General features: G+C 42.5%; 19 protein-coding genes and 1 pseudogene. 8 read left to right on the forward strand and 12 right to left on the reverse strand.

What is annotated here, in order from left to right:
- Positions 1–41: 41 nt before the first annotated feature.
- The 4 genes from VRUMOI_RS11005 to VRUMOI_RS11020 all read right to left on the reverse strand — a co-directional run bounded on the left by VRUMOI_RS11005 (position 42) and on the right by VRUMOI_RS11020 (position 3,432).
- Entirely contained in the window at positions 42–920 is an 879-nt protein-coding gene (locus VRUMOI_RS11005) for a metal ABC transporter solute-binding protein, Zn/Mn family (protein ID WP_089139133.1), read from the reverse strand.
- Complete coding sequence (locus VRUMOI_RS11010) at positions 917–1,801, reverse strand: metal ABC transporter permease (RefSeq protein ID WP_089139134.1); 885 nt, start codon at positions 1,799–1,801, stop codon at positions 917–919. Before VRUMOI_RS11010 ends, VRUMOI_RS11005 begins: the two co-directional genes overlap by 4 nt.
- Before the next feature lie 2 nt (positions 1,802–1,803).
- Positions 1,804–2,538: a metal ABC transporter ATP-binding protein gene (locus tag VRUMOI_RS11015; protein ID WP_162598365.1), complete on the reverse strand. Its 735-nt coding sequence runs from the start codon at positions 2,536–2,538 to the stop codon at positions 1,804–1,806.
- A gap of 255 nt (positions 2,539–2,793) precedes the next feature.
- Positions 2,794–3,432 (reverse strand): DUF1007 family protein, encoded by a 639-nt coding sequence (locus VRUMOI_RS11020; RefSeq protein WP_089139136.1) that lies wholly within the window; start codon positions 3,430–3,432, stop codon positions 2,794–2,796.
- A 125-nt stretch (positions 3,433–3,557) separates the two neighbouring features.
- Here VRUMOI_RS11020 and VRUMOI_RS11025 point away from each other — a divergent pair, with 125 nt between their 5' ends.
- Positions 3,558–4,178 (forward strand): DUF1007 family protein, encoded by a 621-nt coding sequence (locus VRUMOI_RS11025; protein ID WP_162598366.1) that lies wholly within the window; start codon positions 3,558–3,560, stop codon positions 4,176–4,178.
- Between the two features lie 9 nt (positions 4,179–4,187).
- On the forward strand, positions 4,188–5,222 hold the full coding sequence (locus VRUMOI_RS11030) for a nickel/cobalt transporter (protein WP_089139138.1): 1,035 nt from the start codon (positions 4,188–4,190) through the stop codon (positions 5,220–5,222).
- 95 nt (positions 5,223–5,317) lie between these two features.
- Here VRUMOI_RS11030 and efp read toward each other — a convergent pair whose 3' ends face one another.
- The gene (gene efp, locus VRUMOI_RS11035; protein WP_089139139.1) at positions 5,318–5,884 is read right to left on the reverse strand and encodes an elongation factor P; all 567 of its coding nucleotides are present in this window, start codon (positions 5,882–5,884) and stop codon (positions 5,318–5,320) included.
- Between the two features lie 33 nt (positions 5,885–5,917).
- On the opposite strand from efp, the gene epmB reads away from it, so the two are divergent.
- From epmB to VRUMOI_RS11055, 4 genes are all read left to right on the forward strand, one after another.
- Entirely contained in the window at positions 5,918–6,994 is a 1,077-nt protein-coding gene (gene epmB / locus VRUMOI_RS11040; RefSeq protein WP_089139140.1) for an EF-P beta-lysylation protein EpmB, read from the forward strand.
- Between the two features lie 11 nt (positions 6,995–7,005).
- The gene (locus tag VRUMOI_RS11045; protein WP_089139141.1) at positions 7,006–7,947 is read left to right on the forward strand and encodes a LysR family transcriptional regulator; all 942 of its coding nucleotides are present in this window, start codon (positions 7,006–7,008) and stop codon (positions 7,945–7,947) included.
- A 151-nt stretch (positions 7,948–8,098) separates the two neighbouring features.
- Complete coding sequence (locus tag VRUMOI_RS11050) at positions 8,099–8,341, forward strand: type II toxin-antitoxin system ParD family antitoxin (RefSeq protein WP_089139142.1); 243 nt, start codon at positions 8,099–8,101, stop codon at positions 8,339–8,341.
- On the forward strand, positions 8,334–8,618 hold the full coding sequence (locus VRUMOI_RS11055; protein WP_089139143.1) for a type II toxin-antitoxin system RelE/ParE family toxin: 285 nt from the start codon (positions 8,334–8,336) through the stop codon (positions 8,616–8,618). Before VRUMOI_RS11050 ends, VRUMOI_RS11055 begins: the two co-directional genes overlap by 8 nt.
- Positions 8,619–8,705: 87 nt before the next feature.
- Here VRUMOI_RS11055 and acuI read toward each other — a convergent pair whose 3' ends face one another.
- Positions 8,706–9,692 carry an acrylyl-CoA reductase (NADPH) gene (gene acuI, locus VRUMOI_RS11060; protein ID WP_089139144.1) on the reverse strand — a complete coding sequence of 329 codons (987 nt, stop codon included), beginning with the start codon at positions 9,690–9,692 and terminating at the stop codon, positions 8,706–8,708.
- Positions 9,693–10,002: 310 nt separating this feature from the next.
- On the opposite strand from acuI, the gene VRUMOI_RS11065 reads away from it, so the two are divergent.
- A complete protein-coding gene (locus VRUMOI_RS11065; RefSeq protein WP_089139145.1) occupies positions 10,003–10,530 on the forward strand; it encodes an MgtC/SapB family protein in 528 nt (175 codons plus the stop codon).
- Between the two features lie 114 nt (positions 10,531–10,644).
- Here VRUMOI_RS11065 and VRUMOI_RS11070 read toward each other — a convergent pair whose 3' ends face one another.
- From VRUMOI_RS11070 to VRUMOI_RS11085, 5 genes and pseudogenes are all read right to left on the reverse strand, one after another.
- Positions 10,645–12,120, reverse strand: a complete 1,476-nt coding sequence (locus VRUMOI_RS11070) for an ATP-binding cassette domain-containing protein (protein WP_408646227.1) — start codon at positions 12,118–12,120, stop codon at positions 10,645–10,647.
- Positions 12,121–12,374: 254 nt separating this feature from the next.
- Positions 12,375–13,847 (reverse strand): group II intron reverse transcriptase/maturase, encoded by a 1,473-nt coding sequence (gene ltrA / locus VRUMOI_RS11075; protein ID WP_110410654.1) that lies wholly within the window; start codon positions 13,845–13,847, stop codon positions 12,375–12,377.
- Between the two features lie 878 nt (positions 13,848–14,725).
- Positions 14,726–15,829 carry a fructose-specific PTS transporter subunit EIIC gene (locus VRUMOI_RS11080; RefSeq protein ID WP_408646272.1) on the reverse strand — a complete coding sequence of 368 codons (1,104 nt, stop codon included), beginning with the start codon at positions 15,827–15,829 and terminating at the stop codon, positions 14,726–14,728.
- A 5-nt stretch (positions 15,830–15,834) separates the two neighbouring features.
- Positions 15,835–16,102, reverse strand: a pseudogene (locus VRUMOI_RS19720) (PTS fructose transporter subunit IIB); the annotation flags it as partial.
- Positions 16,103–16,141: 39 nt separating this feature from the next.
- Positions 16,142–16,966 carry a shikimate 5-dehydrogenase gene (locus VRUMOI_RS11085; protein WP_089139865.1) on the reverse strand — a complete coding sequence of 275 codons (825 nt, stop codon included), beginning with the start codon at positions 16,964–16,966 and terminating at the stop codon, positions 16,142–16,144.
- A 170-nt stretch (positions 16,967–17,136) separates the two neighbouring features.
- Here VRUMOI_RS11085 and VRUMOI_RS11090 point away from each other — a divergent pair, with 170 nt between their 5' ends.
- A complete protein-coding gene (locus VRUMOI_RS11090; RefSeq protein ID WP_089139875.1) occupies positions 17,137–18,915 on the forward strand; it encodes an SgrR family transcriptional regulator in 1,779 nt (592 codons plus the stop codon).
- A 232-nt stretch (positions 18,916–19,147) separates the two neighbouring features.
- On the opposite strand, the gene ltrA (VRUMOI_RS11100) is transcribed toward VRUMOI_RS11090, so the two are convergent.
- A complete protein-coding gene (gene ltrA / locus VRUMOI_RS11100) occupies positions 19,148–20,620 on the reverse strand; it encodes a group II intron reverse transcriptase/maturase (protein ID WP_089139866.1) in 1,473 nt (490 codons plus the stop codon).
- Positions 20,621–21,249: the final 629 nt, after the last annotated feature.

Genomic DNA, 21,249 nt, shown 5'->3' on the forward strand with positions numbered 1-21,249 from the left:
AATTCAGCGGCCCATTTTCATGGGAACGAAAAACGCTTAACTTACTTCATGCTGTCGAGCATGATATTTGCGTTATGTGTAAAAGCATCAATGTAGGTCCCAGCTTCACCATCCGATTCAGTTAATGATTCAGGGTACAGTTCTCCACCCGCTTTAGCGCCGGTCGCTTTTGCTATTTGTTCAACCAATCTTGGATCGGTTTGATTTTCAATAAAATAAGCTTGGATACCTTGTTGCTTAATCTGCTGAATGAGCTGAGCAACTTGGCTGGCACTGGCTTCCGATTCGGTTGAGAAGCCAACAGGAGATAAAAATTCCACTCCATACTCTTGCCCAAAGTAACCAAATGCATCATGGCTGGTTAATACTTTTCTCTTTTCTTGTGGAATAGCAGCAAATGACTTTTTAGCCCAGCTATTTAATTTCTCAAGCTTATTAATGTATGCCTGTCCATGTTGACGGAAATAATCCGCATCTTCCGGAGAAGCTTCAATTAATGCCTCCATCACATTTCGTGCATATTGCTCACCATTTTTAGCACTGTTCCAAGCATGAGGGTCAGTAATGATCTCACCATCCTCATCCATTTTACGCGTGGCGATGCCCTCTGATGCAACAATGATTTTACCTTGATATCCAGAAGCTTGGGCTAATCGTTCCATCCAACCTTCTAAACCTAGCCCACTAATAAAAACCACATCTGAATCTTTAAGTAAGACGCTATCTTGAGGCGTTGGCTCAAATGCATGGGGATCGCCATCAGGGCCGACTAATGACGCGACTTCCACATGCTCACCACCGACTTGCTTAACAATATCGGCTAACACTGAAAAACTTGCCACCGTTTTGACTGTTCCAGCAAAAGCAGCCTGACTTGAAATGAGTAATAATGTAACAACACCTTTAGTCCAACTTTTCATCCTATTTCCTTCTTAATTGCGTTGGGGGTAAACATTTTATAAACAGAAAAGATTCCATATTGAGAACCGAAAAAAACTGAAAATAAAAAGAATAAAGTCGCGACGAGAACAATCGCAGGGCCTGCAGGGATAGATTGGTACCAAGACCAACTTAAACCTAAAATTGAGCTAAAAATGCCGACAACAACTGAAATGAACAGCATTCTTGGTAAGTTATTTGTCCAACAGCGTGCAGAAATCGCAGGCAACATCATGAGTCCCACTGTCATTAACGTGCCTAATACTTGAAATCCGGCAACAAGGTTCATCACAACCAACGCCATAAATAAGGCATGAATAAGAGTGGGGAATCGACTTGAACTCACTTTTAAAAATGAGGAATTAAAAGACTCAAATACGATCGCTCGGTAAAAAACAGCTAAAACAAGTAGGCTGACAGAACTAATCACACCGATGAAAATCAGTGCACGAGAATTGACAGCGAGGAGTGAACCAAATAATAAATGCAATAAATCCACCCCGTTACTACGTAATGAGACAAGCGTTACCCCTAAGGCCAATGAGCCTAGATATAAGCCTGCGAATGCTGAATCTTCATGTAATTTTGTTGCAGAGCTTATCCAACTGGAAATAAGGGCGATACAAAGGCCCGCAATGAACCCCCCTAACCCCATTGCCAGCAAAGACATACCTGCGAATAAATAGCCAATAGCGACACCCGGCAGTACCGCATGAGACAGTGCATCACCAATAAGACTCATTCTGCGTAATAATAAAAAAACGCCTAAAGGAGCCAAGCTTAATGATAGTGATAGGCAAGCTACTAATGAACGGCGCATAAAACCAAATTGAACAAAAGCATCCCATACATGTAATGTCATACTCATGCCTCAACAATGCTTGGTTTGATTTTTTCATTTACCATCAAATGTGGTTCAGCCCACTGAAACGTATCGTGGAAATGAGGCAGTATTTTTTCAGTCTTTCCCCATAAAACGTCGCCGTCTTTCAGCAACAAGAGATCAGAAAAATAGCGATGAACGATATCGGCTTGGTGTAACACGGCAATGATTGTTTTCCCGGCTTGATGTAACTCCATGATCAAGTTCAATAAAACATCTCTCGTTTTAGTATCTATCCCAACAAACGGCTCATCCATCAACATAACGTCACTATTTTGCACCAACATCCGTGCAAACAGCATGCGCTGAAACTGCCCACCAGATAGTTGATCAATCGTCTTATTGGCTAAATCTAAAATTCCGACTTGTTCCATTGCAAGATGAACACGATGACAATGAGTTGCTTTGAGAGCCCTAAACAGGCTTAACTTAGGCCAGCAGCCCATGGAAACGACATCCATCACTTGGATCGGAAAAGAGCGATCAACGTCTGCCAATTGCGGAAGCCAAGACATCGTCATTTCTTTAGAGCCCGGAAAGTGAATATGCCCCTCAAGAGGCTTTTGTACTTGAGCAATTGTCCTCAATAACGTTGATTTTCCGGTTCCATTGAGTCCCATGACCGCCGTTAAACTTCCGGATTGAAAACAACCATTCATTTCTTTCATTAAAGGTTGTTTTTTATATCCAACAACTAAGTTCGTTAAATGAATCATAAAAGCTGCCCCGCCCAATACACCGCACTCCACAGAATAGTTAAAAGCAAAAGGGTTCTTAGCACTCGGTTAATACTTGAATAGTTGGTAGTAGAGGTGTTAACGCGAGAACTTGTAGAGACTTTCATAATCAAACACACTTTGTTACACAATTCGTATGTTATAACATAACAAAAGTAAATTATAAAAGAATTATTCTTCTACAATACTCTTTCCTTTCCTTAATCAATGAAGAAACAATGGAAATCGAGTCGTCTATAGGCAGACTATCTGGCTCGTTTGAGCAAACAGTTTCCCTAGGTTTTCACTTGGGTTGACATCAGCGGGTATAGAGGCCGCATAACTAATTTGTTGAGCGGTAGGATGAGGATGAATAAGCTTTACATGACATTTTTGAGCAAGCTCCGGAGAAAAGCTAACATCGGTGACATCTTTCCAAACCATATCGACATAATAGGTAGGATCATAACTTTGAAGCAGTAACATATGGCCGACGATAGGCACAGGATGCTTGAATTTAATATCAAAAGATAAGATCAATTTCATACCATCTAGTGTGTAGTGGCCTTGAGTCGTTTTGGCAAATGCGTAAGACGTTTTACCATCAGATAGATAGGTTAAATAATGCATGTCATACATATTGATGACCGCCTCTTCCGCCAGAGCTTTTAGCTGCTGTGGAAAATCTTTCGCAGAGCGGTCGACCCCATCAAGAGCATAACTTGACGTCATCGGATCCATTTCCCAACTCATGGATAACTGATGAATCCCCTCTTCATTACCCACAATTTTGGTTTTCATATCGATCCATGAATGAGGGTGCGCCATCACAGGGAGGCTTATAAAGCTTGAAAATACATACAGCGCCACTTTTTTCATGATCAATTTATCCATCCCATGGCTTCTGAAATAAGGAACTTACTTTGATTAAAATAGACTGAAATAGAAGCTAAACTCTCAGTAATGCATGTGTTATATTGTAACAATTAAAGCCAATGTTCGGTAATGAAAAATTTGCTATGAAGTATTTACTCATTTTGATTACATTGATACTTAGCTCTCCTGTTAATGCTCATCCGCATGCTTGGATTAACATGCAGACAACGTTTATAGGCACCCACAAAAACATCAATAAAATCAAAATGCAATGGCAGTACGATCCAATGAGTAGCGCTTATAACCTTGATGGCTTAGACACGTCGGAAGCACATTTATCCTCGACATTAAATCAATTAGCTCATCAGTTAATCAAAAATCTACTTGGCGTTCATTACTATACTTATCTTTATCACGATAAAACGCCTATCCGCTATTTAGAAACCGATAGCGCTCATTTCACTTACGAAAAAAATCGCCTGACACTGAGCTTCCAACTGACTTTAGAAAAACCCATCTCTTTATCGACAACACCAATTACTCTAAAAATATACGAACCGACCTACTATGTAGATATGTCATGGAAAAGCAGTCGTGATATTCATTTTTCCCCTCAACTTCAATCACACTGCCATGCCGATATTGAGCAAGCCAAGCCCACTGCGGAACAAATGATGTACGCCTCGTCTTTACCGGCAGATGTCACTCCCGATCGCCCCTTAGGGCAACTGTTTGCTCAAACGGTTCACCTAACCTGTTTATAAGGTCTATTTATGCAATCCACTCGCACTTCGTCATTAAAGCCAAGTAATAATAGATTGTTCTGGGTTCTTCTGGTTGGCTTTTGTAGCTTCATTTATTTGCTTTATCGTGAATGGCCTTACTTATTAATGCAAAGTATGAGATGGCAAAAAGACATTAATGAAGTCTTAACAAACTCATTAATGGATAGCCAAGCTCATGATATAAAAACCATTCTATATTTTGTCGGGCTGAGTTTTGCCTACGGTATTTTACACTCACTAGGTCCTGGACATGGTAAAGTGATCGTGACGACTTACCTTGCCACTCACCCAACAAAAATAAAAACTAGCTTGATATTGACGGTACTCGCCGCACTAACTCAGGCATTAGTCGCGATCAGTTTAGTCAGTGTATTATTGTGGGGATTCAATGCCTCGATGAAAGAAGTTAATCAACAATCAATCTACTTTATTGATGCCAGCTACCTCATCATGGCTTATTTAGGATTGTCGATTATCTACAGTGCGATCAAACATCATATCCATTCAAACAAACAACAACCTAAAGTAAATTTATCAATCAATAAGATCCAGCTAAGTCCGAGCAATCCCTCTTCAGCGATGTTAAAGCCTCAACAAAATCAGCATCACTTATCACATAAACACGATCAACATTGTGGTTGTGGGCACAAACATTTCGCGAGCGCGGAAGACATCAATCAAGCAACAAACTTAAAACAATACATCACCATCATTCTTGGTATTGGCATGAGGCCATGCACAGGGGCGATTATGGTGCTGCTCTTTTCTCATATCATGGGGTTATATTGGCTGGGCGTGGTAAGCAGCTTCTTAATGGGAGTAGGAACAGCCATCACTATTTCAACCATTGCCTTACTCACCATTTCAGGCAAAAAAATCATCAATATCTATCGCAAACCCAATAAACTGAACACCCGCTATATCTCTTTAGTTGCGAAGTTATTAGCAGGTTTATTACTGATCACTATCGGCTTACTGCTATCACAAAGTCAAACCTATGCGGTTGCACCTTTCCTAAAATAATACGGTATTCTACATTCACAAAAAATGGGCCGCTGAAAATTCAGCGGCCCATTTATCATCTTTTTCTAGAAGCTAGGAACTAGCAACCTAGCATTTTATTTAACACGACCAACGTATTCGCCTGTACGAGTATCCACTTTCACGACTTCACCAATCGCGATGAATAGTGGAACACGAACCACTGCGCCAGTGCTCAATGTTGCAGGCTTGCCGCCCGTACCTTGAGTATCACCCTTAAGGCCAGGGTCTGTTTCTGTTACTTCCAGCTCAACAAAGTTTGGCGGAGTCACAGAGATAGGGTTATCATTCCATAAAGTTAGAGTACAAACGTCATTTTCAACTAACCATTTAGCCGTATCGCCAACTGCTTTTACATCTGCGGCAATTTGCTCAAAGGTTTCGTTGTTCATGAAATGGTAGAATTCACCATCGCTATACAGGTAGCCGAGTTCGACATCAACTACGTCAGCCAGTTCAAAGCTTTCACCTGACTTGAACGTTTTCTCTAACGTTTTTCCAGACAAAAGTTTGCGAAGCTTAACGCGGTTAAACGCTTGCCCTTTACCAGGCTTAACGTATTCATTTTCGATGATTGAGCAAGGCTCATTATCCAACATGAATTTTAAACCGCCTTTGAATTCATTGGTGCTAACTGTCGCCATGATTTCCTCTATATATTCTTCGAGTTCAATTTAATGCCCGATATAATAACCCGAAAAGTCATTTCTGTTGAGCAAAAGTGGCGTAAAACCTCGCCAAATAGCCGACAAAATGATCTAACTCGACAAAATTCTTGGTTAACCGAATTAGCACAGGCGATTTCAGATCCTATGCAACTGCTTGAATTATTGGAAATCGATCCCACGCCGTGGTTATCGGGGTTGAAAGCACGTCAGTTATTTGCCCAACGCGTTCCTAGAAGTTTTGTCGATAGAATGGAAAAAGGCAATCCATACGATCCACTATTGCGCCAAGTATTGCCTTTAAATGAAGAATTTAATGTACATGACGGATATTCAACGGATCCACTTGATGAACAAGATAATGCCTTGCCTGGACTTCTGCACAAATACCGCAGCCGAGTATTAATGATCGTCAAGGGTGGCTGCGCCATTAACTGTCGCTATTGTTTCCGTCGCCACTTTCCATATCAGGACAACAAAGGCAATAAAAGCACATGGCAACAAAACCTCGATTACATTGCCGAGCACCCGGAATTAGATGAAGTGATTTTATCGGGTGGTGACCCGTTAATGGCTAAAGACACCGAATTACAGTGGCTGATTGACAGCATCAGCCAAATTGAACACATCAAAACCTTACGTATTCATAGCCGCTTACCCGTGGTCATTCCCTCAAGAATTACCGATGAATTGTGCCAAATCCTCCATCACACTCACTTAAATGTGGTGATGGTTACACATATTAATCATGCCAACGAAATCAATGATGAACTGGCCACGAGTCTCAATAAGCTACGACAAGTTGGTGTGCACTTACTTAATCAAAGCGTATTATTAAAAGGGATTAACGATTCAGTTGAAGCGCAAGCGGCATTAAGCCACTCCTTATTTAAGGCGGGAGTCTTACCTTATTACTTACACCTTTTAGATAAAGTACAAGGCGCGGCGCATTTTTATGTATCCGATGAAAAAGCACGAGAAATCATCTCGGGATTACTGACGCAAGTTTCAGGGTATCTTGTACCAACGCTCGCAAGAGAAATCGGCGGCGAAGCAAGTAAAACCCCATTAGATCTTTATCTCTCTTAATAAGGCTGATTATGGAATTAGATGACATTTACCGCCGCGATCTCAATCTTTTGATTGCTCTGCGAGTTTTAATTGAAGAAGAAACGGTCAGCAAAGCGGCGCAGCGTCTAAGCCTAAGTCAATCAGCGATGAGCCGAGTGTTAGGCCGCCTACGCGTGCTACTAGATGATCCCTTGTTTACTCGCCAGGGGCAGCGTTTAATTCCTACTCAAAAAGCGTTGGAATTTAATCAATCGCTAACCCAACCTCTCGAAAATATACGCGATATTTTATCTCCTCAAGAATTTGTGCCCCAAGAGTGCAACCAAAAGTTCACCATTGCCACCACCGACTATGCCATGCAAACCATTTTGCCGTTTGCCTTACCGCGTATTTATCAAGAAGCGCCAAATATTCGTTTAGAGTTAATACCATTGCAGCATCAGCATTTAAAAGAACAGCTCACAACTCAAGGCGCAGATATGGCGATTTGCCGCCCAACCTACTCAGTCGATCCGCTCAAAAAAGAACATTTGGGTAAAGTCGGCGTGTTTTGTTTACTCTCACCTAATCACCCCCTCGCCAACGCTGAATTAACTTTGGAAGATTATTTAACCGCCAACCACGCAATGATTGCGATCAGCGATGGCGTGAAAGCACTGATTGACCAAGCATTATCTGGTTATCCTGAACCTAAATGGCTGCTACGGGCTTATCACTTAGAAGCAGCTCTTGCGATGTTAGAAACCGTACCGTTAATTATTACTGTACCTGCAGATTTAGCCTACCTTGTGGCGAAGCGTTATAACCTCCTCATCAAGAAGACGCCTTTCGATTTAACACCATTTGATTACTCGCTCATTTGGCATTCGCGTTGTGACCAATCTTCCGCTCAGCAATGGTTGCGCGGAGTCTTAAAACAAGAATGTGGTAAATTAATTGCGGAAAGGATTGAGGTGATGGGAATAGAGTAAGGGGTTAAAGGTTCCTAATTCCTAGAAAAAGCAAACCGCGCTCCCTTTGGCTTTACACGCTACTCTCAACAAAAACAAAACCGCATCCAAAATAGCATAATTTTTAATCTATGATAAACTTTGTGTGAATAATTAATACAAGGTAAATCCCATGGGACGAACAACAAGTGTCACAATCGGCGAATCACTCAATAGCTTTATTGAACGTATGATACAAACTGGTCGTTACGGCTCAACCAGTGAAGTAATGAGAAGTGCCTTACGTTTGTTGGAGCAACAAGAAAACCAGCAAAATATGCTACGTAATGCGATTGAAGAAGGTGAACAAAGTGGTGAAAGCAACTTATCTTTAAAGCAGATTGCTGCGCAGCGCAAGGCTAAGTTGAGTGTATAAATTATCAAAAAAAGCCGAAGAAGATTTCGGGATAATTTATGAATACACTTGGTTAAATTTTGGTGAAGATCAGGCTGATGACTACACCGATGATATGGAACGCTGCTTACTTATTCTATCTGAAGCACCTTTGCTTGGCCGCGATTACAATGAGATCAAGCAGGGAATAAGAAGACATGATTATAAAAAGCACGCCATTTTCTATCGAATAAGAGAACAGGGTATTTTTATTCTGCGCATTTTACATCAACAAATGAACCCTATGCTTCACCTATAAAAAAGCCAAGCAGCGACTCATGTCAAAGCACCGCAAGGCTTTAAATTTCTGCTTTTTCGAATGACTAGATACGAATAACGTAGCGTCCTAGTCTCGAAGGTTGACCACAATTCGGCCTGTTACTTGACCGTTGGTAATATTGTCCGCGTATTGAGGGACATCTTCTAACTTAATTTCAGTACACGCTTGCTCAAAATAGCTGGCCGGTAGTAGTTCTGATAATGATTTCCACGCAGCAATACGTTTTTCTACAGGGCTGTTAACTGAGTCAACACCTTGTAGGCGCACATTACGTAAAATAAATGGCATGACAGTCGTTGGAAGATCAAATCCACCAGCTAAACCACAAGCTGCAACCACTGAGTTATAATCCATTTGTGCCAATACTTTTGCCAATACTTTGCTGCCGACGGTATCAACCGCACCGGCCCACACTTGTTTTTCAAGTGGACGAGCAGGCTCTTCAAACTCACTGCGTTCAATCACACGCGTTGCGCCCAATTTTTCTAATAATGGGCCATTGGTTTCTAGGCGTCCGGTCACCGCTGCAACTTTATAACCTAACTTGCTCAGTAGCGTGACAGAAACAGAGCCTACACCACCACTGGCACCTGTCACTAAGATCTCACCATCTTCCGGTTTTACGCCAGCATCAAGGATAGCTTGTACGCACAACATTGCAGTAAAACCAGCCGTTCCGACCATCATGGCACTTTTGGCATCTAAACCTTGTGGTAATGGCACTAACCAATCGGCTTTTAAGCGCGCTTTTTCAGCCATGCCGCCCCAATGGTTTTCACCTACGCCCCAGCCAGTTAAAACCACTTTATCGCCTTCAGAATAACGGTCGTCTTGAGACTCTAAAACCGTACCTGCAAAGTCAATACCTGGCACCATTGGGAAGTTACGAATAATTTTGCCTTTACCAGTAACGGCTAAGCCATCTTTGTAATTAATTGAAGAGTAATCCACCGCCACCAATACTTCACCTTCCGGTAATTGGCTTTCATCTAACATTTCGATATTCGCGATTGTACGTTTGTCTTCTTGGTTAAGAACTAAAGCTTTAAACATAACATCTCCAACTTGTTGGTTAGCCGTTCGACTTAATATGCAGGCAGTATAGGTAATAAACCCTAATAAAAATAGTGATAACAACGCATACACACCATGCAAAAATCACATATATTGATAGTAGAAAATGTATTTTTAGCATTAACAATCAACAAAAATCACCTACGATAGAAAGTACTTACCTTAGAGATAAAAAAATATCATCAATAATCAACTAGATCTCTGAATCAAAAATCGTCATATTCCACTTTCTTATCACACCTCTTTTACGATGAATTTCTTTAACATTAATAAGGGCAAATCTCCATCAATGAATCCTGCATGGCTTAATATCGAACCTTTTGATTGGTGGTCTCTGGCTGCCTGCGCAATTAACGGCACATTAATCGGTTTGGAGCGTCAACTTAGGGGAAAACCCGTTGGTATTCGCACCGCGATATTGATCGTTTCCGGTACTTATTTATTTATGGCAATGGCAGTGTCGTTATCGCCTAATACCCTAGATCAAGCCCGAGTATTAGGCCAAATCATTACTGGTGTCGGGTTTTTAGGTGCGGGCGTGATGATGACGATGGATGGTAAAATTCATGGCGTGACTTCCGCGGCGGTGATTTGGGTACTGGCAGCATTAGGATTAATGATTGGACTTGGTCATGAAACACAATCCATTATTTTTACTGCCCTGGCTCTTGGTGTCTTATTAGGTGTCGATAAAGTGGAAAAGAGCTTTCAGAGCTTGCGTCGTGGCGTCCATCAAACCATTCAAAAACGCCGTCGCCCAAAGACCATTAATATGAACCGTGTTATGCAAAAAGAAGAGCAGAGCTCGGAAGATTAATATGTAAAAAAGGTAAGTCTAAACCACTTACCTTTTCTTACTTGTGTGCCAATCTAATGGCAATAAAGCAGCCGTTACAAGTACGAAGAGCTTGTCAAACTATCGCAAAGACGCTCAACTCTGTGGATTAATCGACACTTGATAACCGCTGTGTGCATCACCAACAAAATCGACATAATTTTTAATCGCAGGCAACGCATCATCGACATGATGAGACACATACAACAGTTGACTCAAATTCTCTTCCGCGATCATATTCAAGGTATTCATCACTAGTTTACGATTAATGAAATCTAAGCCTTGATAAGGTTCATCTAAAATCAATAACACAGGTTGCTTAATCAGGGCGCGTCCAATTAATAACAAGCGTTGCTGACCATAATCAAGCTGCTTAAAGCTGATTTTCTCAAACTCGCTCATGTGTAAAATAGCTAACCAATCTTTTGCAGAATCCACCTGCTTTTCGCTGGGCTTTTGATACACCCCTATCGAATCAAAGAACCCGGAAATTAACACTTCCAAGGCACTGCAATTGACTCGATATTGCAAATGCAGTGATGATGAGACAATGCCGATTTGCTCTTTAACTTGCCAAATCGTTTCGCCACTGCCACGAGGTTTGCCAAACAAGGTAATGTCATTACTGTAGCATTGCGGGTGGTCACCTAATATCAACCCCAATAAGGTGCTTTTTCCGCAGCCGTTTGGCCCACGTACTTGCCAATGCTCACCATTATTAATGCGCCAATTTACCTCTTTGAAGATCAAACCATCGGTATATTCAACTTTGCCATTTTTAAGCTCTACCAAAGGATCTGGGTACTTCGCCTGATAACGCTGTCTTTTAATCAATTCAATCACATCCTGGCTACGTTGTTGCGAAAGTGCGTTTAATTGCGCCATAACAGGGTGTGAGTGCCATTCATCGATACTCATTGGCGCACTTAACCGTTGAATCGTATTGCCGTTTTTATCAACTTCGGCGTTAAACATCGCCACATGAGTAATACAACTTGGAATTTCATCTTCACGAGAAGTTATGATCAACAACTGAATGGTCTGAGAAAGCGTTTCGAGTAATTGTGATAATTGTTGTTGATGGGCAATATCGAGCCCGGCGTATGGTTCATCTAAGACCAATAATTCAGGGTCAATCGCCAGCGCTCTAGCCAACATCACTCGGCGCGTCTCCCCAGTAGACAGTTGGCGAAAACCTCTCTGGCGCAAGTGAGTAAGATCGGTCAATTTTAATAAATGATCTAATTGATTGGCTTCGCGGCACACTTCCGACACTAAGGCTTCCACGCTAGAGCCATAATCCAAACGATCCATAAAATCGGTATCATCATCCGCCAGCTCTTTCTCTAATAGAAGCTGTTGCTGATACAAAGACACCCAACCAATGTTCTTAGGAAGCCCCTCCATATGATGCTTCTCAAGCGGGAGATCACCAGTTAATAATCGACCAAGCAATGAACCACAATGACTGTAGGTAGAAAATATCACCCAATGCTGATCCGCCTCCATTGTCCAATCATCAATATACAACCCATAACCACTATCAATTAAACCTGTTATTTGTATCGGCAAAGTAATTCCATCCTTATAAAAACAAACACCAAAAACAGCACGCCAGAACAAAAAAATTAACACAAAAAACACATCATTGAACTATCTTTTATTCATCCTTAAAACGGTGCGATAAATGACAATAAAGATCAAAATTCACTTTTGTCGGATAAGCGACACTTGTTACCAAGTGCCGCTCTCCTAAGAACCGTACGTGCAACTTTCACTGCATACGGCTCAAGCCTCCGCTAAGGCGTATTACGTTACCCAGCAACCTAGATAGCAGTTAAAGCAGGGTCAAACCAAGAGTGACGGCCTTCCTTTTTCGGCTTCCTCTTTGCCAAGTAATCTTGGTAAAGCGGATCGAATGGGGTTGCTGCACTTCTGATTTTTACATGCCTTTTAATCGGCGTTTTCGCTATTTGAATTAGGTTGTAGTGACAGTCCATATTGGCGATTTTCTGCCAACCGTGAAATTGCCACCCACCACTTCTATTCATGTAGTATTTTCGCCTTACCCAGTCTTTTGGTTTAGTGGGATGGCGTCTAACCGCCCATCGCCACAGTAACCAGAAGATTTGATGACCGAGGTAACCGAAAGTGCGCTTTGCAACGCAGTGGCGATAATAGTTCGCCCAACCTTTCAGCTTAGGGTTCAGTAATCTAATGAGATCATTGACTGGCATTGTTGCGTGCTTCTTGATGAGTTCACGCAAGTTACCCAAGAAAGAGAGAACGTTGCTCTTACTCGGTTTGATGAGCAATTTGCCTTTGTACTTCCTGAGGTTAAAACCTAGAAAATCAAAGCCGTCATCTATATGAGTAATGTGTGTTTTCTCTTCAGAGAGTGCCAACCCTCTTTCTTTTAGAAAATCAATCACCCGTGGTTTGACTTCGTTAACAAGAACATCTTTTGACGAACCTGTTATCACAAAATCATCCGCATAACCGATAAAGTTAACTCGTTCTCCCGATTTCTTAGCGACCTCTTTCACGAGCTTTTCTAGGCCCGCAAGCGTCAGTAACATAAGCGTTGGAGAGATAATTCCTCCTTGCGGAGTTCCCTCCGACGTTCGGTAGAACAAGCCCTTATCGATATAGCCAGAGCCTAACCACTGCTTCAGCATCCTTTTGTCTATTTGAACATGTTCAAGTAGCCATTCATGCCCAATCTTGTCAAAGCAAGCTTTAATATCCCCCTCCAAGATCCAGCGACCTGAGCGCTTAAGACACAAGCATTTGAAGCATTGTGCTATTGCGTCAGCCGTGCTGCGATTAGGGCGAAAACCGTAGCTATTTGGATCTGCTATCGTTTCCGATATCGGTTCAAGAGCAAGCAGATAAAGCGCTTGTTGCGCTCGGTCTATCATGCATGGAATACCGAGGGGTCTAAGTTTGCCGTTCTTTTTCGGGATGTAGATACGTCTGAGAGGTTTGGCTCGATAGCATTTACGGTTCAATTGATTAACTGCGGTCATTCGACGAGCATCCGTATTCCAGATGACACCGTCGACTCCAGGTGTGTTACTGCCTTTGTTTTGGGACACTCGCTTCACGGCCAGTAATTTGGCCGATCTCGAGTGCGTTAAGACCCACTGCAAAGCTTTCGCTTTACTGTGTTTTTCCTCTCGGGTTGCTTTTGCAATGCGCATTTGAAGCTTTAACACGTGCGACTCTACGGCCTTCCAATCGATGGATTGCCATTGAGTGCCATTAGGAGAGGCACTAACTTCTGATGAAGTCACCATTTGCGTTTCTCCTTGAATAAAGTTCTTCAAATCATCTTGCAACGGGAGACCAGTTAGAAGTCAGCTCGCTTTCGCGCCAGATATAAACCTGTATCCACTTCATTACAAAGCGGCCTTTGCTTTCTCTAACCTCCTTTACCTGCACACCTATCGGCAATCTTCGCAGACTGCTTTCCCAATGGGAGATATACAGGCTTACCCTGTTCCGTATGTCGCGCAAAATATCAGGTTAGATGCCCACTATAGTGCGGAGAGTACATCGATCACGAAAGGGTACTGTCCAATCCCTTCCCGACTCTCATTGCCATTTTGGCCACAGCGTATTAACCACTTCCGCTGCTTCATCATATAACGCGCCTTACGTGGATTCACTTACGTTCATCATACTGACACCCTAGCACTTACCCAATTCGTGGTTATCAGGAGGAACATCCTCTCACGATTCAGTTCCCACACAGCCTAACGACCGTGTTTCGTTACATTGTCGGATCCGCTGCTTTATTCAGGATCCTAGGGTCATCTGGTGATACAGATGGTGCACTCTTATCGTGGTGAACAACGCTTCATACGACTTCAGGTCGCACGGACATAAATGTTTTAGAACTGGAAATTCAAATTATCTATTCAGATGAGAAAAAGTATTTTCAATTTGCATTCTTCAATATGCAGTCTGGCTGATACAGACTAGTTGGAACTTTGAACGTTTCTAAAGCTATCGAGAAAATTGCTTTATGCTGACCTGTATCCATACTTCTGCATACTCTAATCTAACGTTGTGAATACGTAAAAAATGGAGCCAGTATGATTCTGGCTCCTAGTAAATGAACAAAGTCTTAGTAATTACCAAACTTTCAACCTCGTTCAAAAACTAAATATTGTTATGCTTGTTCCACTTCTGCTTCAACGGCTGATTGTCCCTGTTTTAAGAACGCATACATGACACCTGTTACAATCGTCCCTGCAATAATTGACAAAATGTATAAGCCAACATTGCCAACGGCATTTGGAATCGCTAGAACAAACAGACCTCCATGTGGTGCCATCAAGGTACAACCAAAGAACATAGATAGAGCACCAGCTAAAGCACCACCAGCTATAGTAGAAGGGATTACTCGCATTGGATCTTTCGCAGCAAACGGTATGGCACCTTCAGAGATAAAACACAATCCAAGTAAAAATGAGGCTTTTCCCGCTTCTTGTTCCGTTTTAGTAAATTTGTTCTTAGATAAGTAAGTCGCGAGTCCCATACCAAGAGCAGGCACCATTCCTGCAGCCATGATCGCCGCCATTGGTAAGTATGACTGTGACGCAAGTAATCCGACACCAAATGTATAAGCCGCTTTGTTTACTGGACCACCAAGGTCGAAACATTGCATTGCACCAAGAATTAACCCTAGTAAAACTGCGTTAGCCGACGTCATGCCTGATAAGAAATCGGTCAGCATCGTCATGGTTTGCGCTACAGGTCCTGCTACCAGATAGATCAACATGAGACCAGTAAATAAGCTTGAAATAAGAGGAACAATTAAAATGGGTTTCAGCGCTTCCATACTTTGTGGCAGTACTACTTTTTGTACAACAAATCTTGCTGAATAACCCGCAATAAAACCAGCAATAATTCCGCCAATGAAACCCGCACCACTGCTAGCCGCAATGAACCCTCCGATTAAGCCTGGAGCTAGCCCCGGACGGTCAGCAATAGAAAATGCGATAAACCCGGCTAATACAGGAACCATTAAAGCAAAAGCAGATTTTCCGCCAATCTGCATTAATGCTGCGGCTAATGTTCCTTCCTCTTTAAATGCCTCAATACCAAAAACAAAAGAGAGTGCAATACATAAGCCTCCGGCAACTACGAGTGGAAGCATGTGTGACACACCGGTCATTAAGTGCTTATATACACCGCCTAACTCTATTTTAGTTGACTCGTCTGTCGCCTTAGTCGTTTGGTAGATTTTCCCGTTCTCTAGTGCTAATGCAATAACCTCGTTTGCCTTTTTTAACGCATTCCCAGTACTGGTTTTATACAATTTTTTACCGGAAAAACGGGATAAATCGAGTTCAATATCAGCAGCAACGATAACCACATCCGCTTGATCAATATCCTCCTGCGAAAGTGTATTTTTTGCGCCAACCGATCCACGCGTTTCTACTTTAAGTTCATAACCACTATTTTTGGCAGATAGTTCTAACGCTTCAGCCGCCATAAATGTATGAGCTACACCCGTAGGACAGGCAGTAATAGCAACCATTTTATGTGTCATGTAGGGTACCTTATTTATGTTTTATTCGATTTAACATTCACTTCTTGAATAAGCAGCTGCTTGTTCAAAAAGCTCATGACTCGGTTTAATTCCGGTATATAACTGAAACTGCTCAACGGCTTGAATAGCAAAAACTTCACTACCGGTGATCACGGTTTTATTTATAGATTTTGCAAACTCAACCGCTGGTGTAACAGCAGGGATGGCAACAACATCAAACAGCACTTGCGCATGTTCAATTTCTTGCTCAGAAAAGCAAAGGCTTCCCTCTTCTGGGCCACCACTCATGCCGAGTGGCGTTGCATTAATCAGCAAATCAGCTTCGATGCCTCTCATATCGGCTTGCCATTTGAAACCACACAAATCGGCTAACGCCTTACCGCTCGGCTCATTAATAGCCACGATCACGCCATTGGTGAATCCCAGGTCTCTTAGTGCACACGCCACCGCCTTCGCCATTCCTCCACTGCCTTTTAAAGCAAATGAAAAATCAGTTGGGATCGAGTATTGAGTCAGTAACGTAGAAATAGCGATGTAGTCGGTGTTATACGCTTTGAGATGACCGCCAGTATTAACGATGGTGTTGACGGAATTAATCGCTGCCGCAGAAGGATCGAGCTCATCCACTAATGCTATGACTTCCTCTTTAAATGGCATCGAAATAGCGCAACCACGAAAACTAAGGGCTCTCATCCCTGTTATCACGCCAGCCAGATCTTTACTGGTAAATGCCTTATAGAGATAGTTCAGATCCAATGCATCGTAGAGGTAGTTATGAAAGCGTGTACCAAAGTTAGTAGGTCTTGCAGCTAAAGACATACAAATCGTTGTATCTTTGTTAATTTTTGTGTTCATCAAAACTCTCCATTTCTTTATTCACGAATAGGTAAACCACGGCGAAAATGTATCGATATCTCGAAATGCTCTTTTTCTCACGGTGAGATATACCTTGTTGATGGAGATAGAATGATCTAAATTGAGGTAATTAAAAACTGATGCGTTTAAATTTTTTAAGTTCCTCTTTTATGACTAACAACAGGCTCGAACAACAATATCTCAAACTGCTTAACCACTTTGGTGAAACAAGCGTGTCAATAACGTTACAAGAGCTTTCTGATTACCTTTTCTGTACCAAGCGGCACATGCGAAACCTTTTGATCAAAATGCAAGAGTTCGGGTGGATTGATTGGCAAGGGGAATTTGGGCGTGGGAAACGCTCGACACTAACGCTGTTAAGTAATAAAAACCAATTACTTAGTAAAAAAGCTGAAACCTTAATTGATAAAGGTCGCTTCAATGAAGCGATTGATCTTCTCGGCTCAGACAAACACTTAGTTGCACCATTATTACGCTCAAAACTGGGCTTTAGCATTAACCCTGACAACCAGGTTCTGCGAGTTCCCTACTATCGAACTATGTACAATTTATACCCAGGAACACCTTTACGACGGTCAGAACGTCACCTTATTCGTCAGATCTTCAGTGGATTAACCCGAGTAAAAGAGGAAATAGGTGAAGTAGAAGGAGATTTAGCTCATCATTGGCGCCAGATTACTTCATCTATCTGGCGTTTCTATATAAGGCCTGCGGTTCAATTTCACGATGGCCGTCCATTAACTTGCGACGATATTGTTACCTCTCTTAATCGTGCCCGTAAGCTTGCCCTTTTTTCACATATTGAGCAGATAAAAATCGTCGGACCACATTGTGTAGAATTTGAGCTCAGCGCAGAGGATGATAATTTTCCGCAACTACTGGCAACAGCCTCAGCACTGATACTACCTGCTAACCATGATGAAATAGAGCATTTTGTACGGTCACCAGTTGGTACAGGCCCCTACCAAGTGATACAAAATGACGAACGCCGTTTATGTCTTAAAGCATTTGATGGCTATTTTGGTTTAAGAACTCTGCTTGATCAGGTCGATATCCTGATGTGGCCGAATCTAACCCATCAATCTGATGGAGCAGTCGAAGAGACACAACTATCATTATCAAACAAAGCGAATGCAACCTGGTTGAGTTCAAGTTTGAGTGACAAAGAATATATCGCAGGTGTTGCCTCTGATCTAACTGGTGGCCCTTCTGACCTTTTTGAAGAAATGTTTTTAGAACAAGGTGGATATTTCCTACTCTGCGATAGTCACTCTGAAAAGTGGCAACAACCCGAAAACCGAGTCTGGTTGCAGCAAATTCTTAATCCTTATTCCATATCACAAGAGTTGAATCCTGCTATTCGCTATTTATGGGTGCCAGCAACCAGTTTACTACCCAATTGGTGCCACCGGATTGCACCGATTGACTCAGCTTCCCCTTTTAAGAGCACAGTATCAAACGCTTTGATTCGCTTAGCCTATCATGACCACCATCCTGAGTTTCCAGCTCTCGCCAATGCGATGGCCACCCTACTTAAGCGTAACAATATTGATCTCGAGCTAATTGAGTTACCTTATGAACAGTGGGCACAAGGTGCGGCTGGTAATATTGATATCTGGCTAGGTACCATCAATTTTCCAGTACCAGAAGCCTGGCATGTTGGTGCCTGGCTACTGGGCTCACCGCTGATGCGTAGATCCATTTTTGGCAGAGATAACAACCTGTTGCAGTACTGGCATAATCAATGGCGCAGTGGAGATATAAATTCCGAACATCTTATTTGGCAAGTAGTGCATTCAGGTTGGCTACAGCCACTATTTCACCATTGGATGCGCCTTAAAGGTCCAGCAAACGCTCAGGGTATCCATCTGAATAACTTAGGTTGGTTTGATTTTCGCTCGACTTGGTTTGAGCCAGAAGAGCAATAACTGCCTACCACATACGATCCATATGAGCAAAGTTTGACATATTACTAGACAAATTAATTAAAAAAAATCATGCAAATTTCTGACGAGTAAGTTTATATCTTTGTTGCGCAAACTCGTCTTGGTCGAGTAGACGACACCTGTTACCAAGTGCCGCCCCTCTAAGAACCCAGCGTGCAACTTTCACTGCACTAGGCTCAAGCCTCCACGAAGGCATCGTTTGATACCCAGCAACTTATAAAGCAGTGAGAACAGGTTCGTTCCAAGAGTTACGAGCTTGCCTTTTTGACTTTCTCTTAGCCAAGTATTCTTGGTATTGAGGGTCAAATGGTGTAGCTGCACTTCGGATCTTCACATGTCTCTCAATCGGCACTTTGGCTATTTGGAACAGATTGAATTGGCAATCCATACCCATGATCTTCTGCCAACCGTGAAATTGCCATTGGCCTTTTCGGTTGATGAAGTATTTAAGGGTTACCCAAGTCTTAGATTTTGTCGGGTGGCGCCTTACTGCCCAGTGCCATAATGCATAGAATAGTTTGTGCCCAACATATCCGAATACCTGTTTAGCAACGCAATGACGGTAATAGTTAGCCCATCCCCGTAGTTTTGGATTTATCAGTTTGATAAGATCGTTCACGGGGACTGTAGCGTGCTTTTTGATGAGTTCGCGCAGGTTACTCATGAACAGCAATGTATTGGATTTGCTCGGTTTAATGAGCAATTTCCCTTTGTACTTTCTATGATTGAATCCTAGGAAGTCAAAGCCATTTTCGATATGTGTAACGTGCGTTTTCTCTTCGGACAATGTTAAGCCTCTTTCCGCTAAGAAGTCAGCGATCAACGGTTTGATATCGTTCTCTAACACTTCTTTTGAAGCGCAAGTGACGACGAAGTCGTCGGCGTATCCAATAAAGTTAGCTCTAGCACCCTTTTTGAGTGCAGTAGACTTTATTTGCTGCTCAAGCCCAGCAAGAGTCATTAGCATCAAGGTCGGGGATATAACCCCTCCTTGCGGCGTGCCCTCGTCAGTGCGATAAAACAGCCCTTTATCCATAAAGCCAGACTTTAACCATTGTTCCAACATACGTTTATCAACCGCGATATTGTTTATAAGCCATTGATGCCCGATTTTGTCGAAGCAGGATTTAATGTCTCCTTCAAGAACCCATTTTGCGGATTTCTTCAGAGCCAAACATTTAAAGCACTGATCGACGGCGTCAGCAGCACTACGGTTTGGTCTAAATCCATAGCTGTTTGGGTCGGCATGTGTTTCTGACACTGGCTCCAATGCAAGTAAATGGAGTGCTTGCTGCGCTCTGTCTATCATGCATGGGATACCCAATGGTCTGAGTTTGCCATTCTTTTTGGGGATATAGATACGCTTGAGAGGTTTGGCTTGATAAGCCTTCCGACTCAATTGATTCACGGCTTTCATACGGCGTGTGTCTGTGTTCCAGATGACACCGTCTATTCCTGACGTTTTACTGCCTTTGTTTTGCGATACTCGTTTAACAGCAAGAAGCTTTGCTGAACGCGAGTGAGTCAGTATCCACTGCAATGCTTTCGCCTTGCCATGTTTACCTTCTCGTGTTGCCTTTGCGATACGCATCTGAAGCTTTAATACATGCGATTCAACGGATTTCCAGTCTATCGACTGCCATTGAGCGCTGTCAGGAGAGGCACTAATCTCTTTTGAAATCATCATTTGCATTTCTCCTTGAATGAAGTTCTTCAAATTCTCTCGCAACGTGAGACCAGTCGGAAGTAGGCTCACTTTCGTGATCAGACACAAATCTGTATCTGCATCGTTACAATGCAGCTTTTGCTTTTTCCGACCTCCTGTACCTGCATCACTATCGGCCACAAAGACTTTCCCATAGGGAGTGATACAGGCTTACCCTGTTCCGTATGTTACGTAAAATGTCAACTTAGATGCCCACTCTAGTGCGGAGAATACTCTGATCACGAAAGGCCAATGCCCAACTCCTTTCCGACTCTCGTGCCTTTTGGCTACAGCGTATTAACCACTTCCGCTGCTCATCGATTAACGCACCTTTAATGGATTCACATACGTTCATCATATTGACTCCCTAGCACTTACCCAAATTGTGGTTTTCAGGAGGAACATCCTCTCACGATTCTGTTCCCACTCAGCCTAACGGCCAAATTTTCGTTACATTGTCAGATCCGCTGCTTTATTCAGGATCCTAGGGTCATCTGGTGATACAGATGGTTCACTCTTATCGTGGTGAACAACGCTTCATACGACTTCAGGTCGCACGGGCATTTTCGATTTACAAATAGGGAAAAACTTAAAAATAAGGCGGCCCGGCT

The organism is Vibrio rumoiensis, from assembly GCF_002218045.2.
Classification (GTDB): Bacteria; Pseudomonadota; Gammaproteobacteria; order Enterobacterales; family Vibrionaceae; genus Vibrio; species Vibrio rumoiensis.

Excerpts from the sequence above, each read along its gene's own strand:
- acuI (WP_089139144.1), bottom strand. The coding sequence starts at position 9,692 with ATGTTTAAAGCTTTAGTTCTTAACCAAGAAGACAAACGTACAATCGCG.
- VRUMOI_RS11090 (WP_089139875.1), top strand. The coding sequence starts at position 17,137 with ATGACTAACAACAGGCTCGAACAACAATATCTCAAACTGCTTAACCAC.
- VRUMOI_RS11005 (WP_089139133.1), bottom strand. The coding sequence starts at position 920 with ATGAAAAGTTGGACTAAAGGTGTTGTTACATTATTACTCATTTCAAGT.
- VRUMOI_RS11045 (WP_089139141.1), top strand. The coding sequence starts at position 7,006 with ATGGAATTAGATGACATTTACCGCCGCGATCTCAATCTTTTGATTGCT.
- VRUMOI_RS11065 (WP_089139145.1), top strand. The coding sequence starts at position 10,003 with ATGAATCCTGCATGGCTTAATATCGAACCTTTTGATTGGTGGTCTCTG.
- VRUMOI_RS11050 (WP_089139142.1), top strand. The coding sequence starts at position 8,099 with ATGGGACGAACAACAAGTGTCACAATCGGCGAATCACTCAATAGCTTT.
- VRUMOI_RS11015 (WP_162598365.1), bottom strand. The coding sequence starts at position 2,538 with ATGATTCATTTAACGAACTTAGTTGTTGGATATAAAAAACAACCTTTA.
- VRUMOI_RS11025 (WP_162598366.1), top strand. The coding sequence starts at position 3,558 with ATGAAGTATTTACTCATTTTGATTACATTGATACTTAGCTCTCCTGTT.
- VRUMOI_RS11020 (WP_089139136.1), bottom strand. The coding sequence starts at position 3,432 with ATGGATAAATTGATCATGAAAAAAGTGGCGCTGTATGTATTTTCAAGC.
- efp (WP_089139139.1), bottom strand. The coding sequence starts at position 5,884 with ATGGCGACAGTTAGCACCAATGAATTCAAAGGCGGTTTAAAATTCATG.
- VRUMOI_RS11030 (WP_089139138.1), top strand. The coding sequence starts at position 4,188 with ATGCAATCCACTCGCACTTCGTCATTAAAGCCAAGTAATAATAGATTG.
- epmB (WP_089139140.1), top strand. The coding sequence starts at position 5,918 with ATGCCCGATATAATAACCCGAAAAGTCATTTCTGTTGAGCAAAAGTGG.
- VRUMOI_RS11085 (WP_089139865.1), bottom strand. The coding sequence starts at position 16,966 with ATGAACACAAAAATTAACAAAGATACAACGATTTGTATGTCTTTAGCT.
- VRUMOI_RS11010 (WP_089139134.1), bottom strand. The coding sequence starts at position 1,801 with ATGACATTACATGTATGGGATGCTTTTGTTCAATTTGGTTTTATGCGC.
- ltrA (WP_110410654.1), bottom strand. The coding sequence starts at position 13,847 with ATGGTGACTTCATCAGAAGTTAGTGCCTCTCCTAATGGCACTCAATGG.
- ltrA (WP_089139866.1), bottom strand. The coding sequence starts at position 20,620 with ATGATGATTTCAAAAGAGATTAGTGCCTCTCCTGACAGCGCTCAATGG.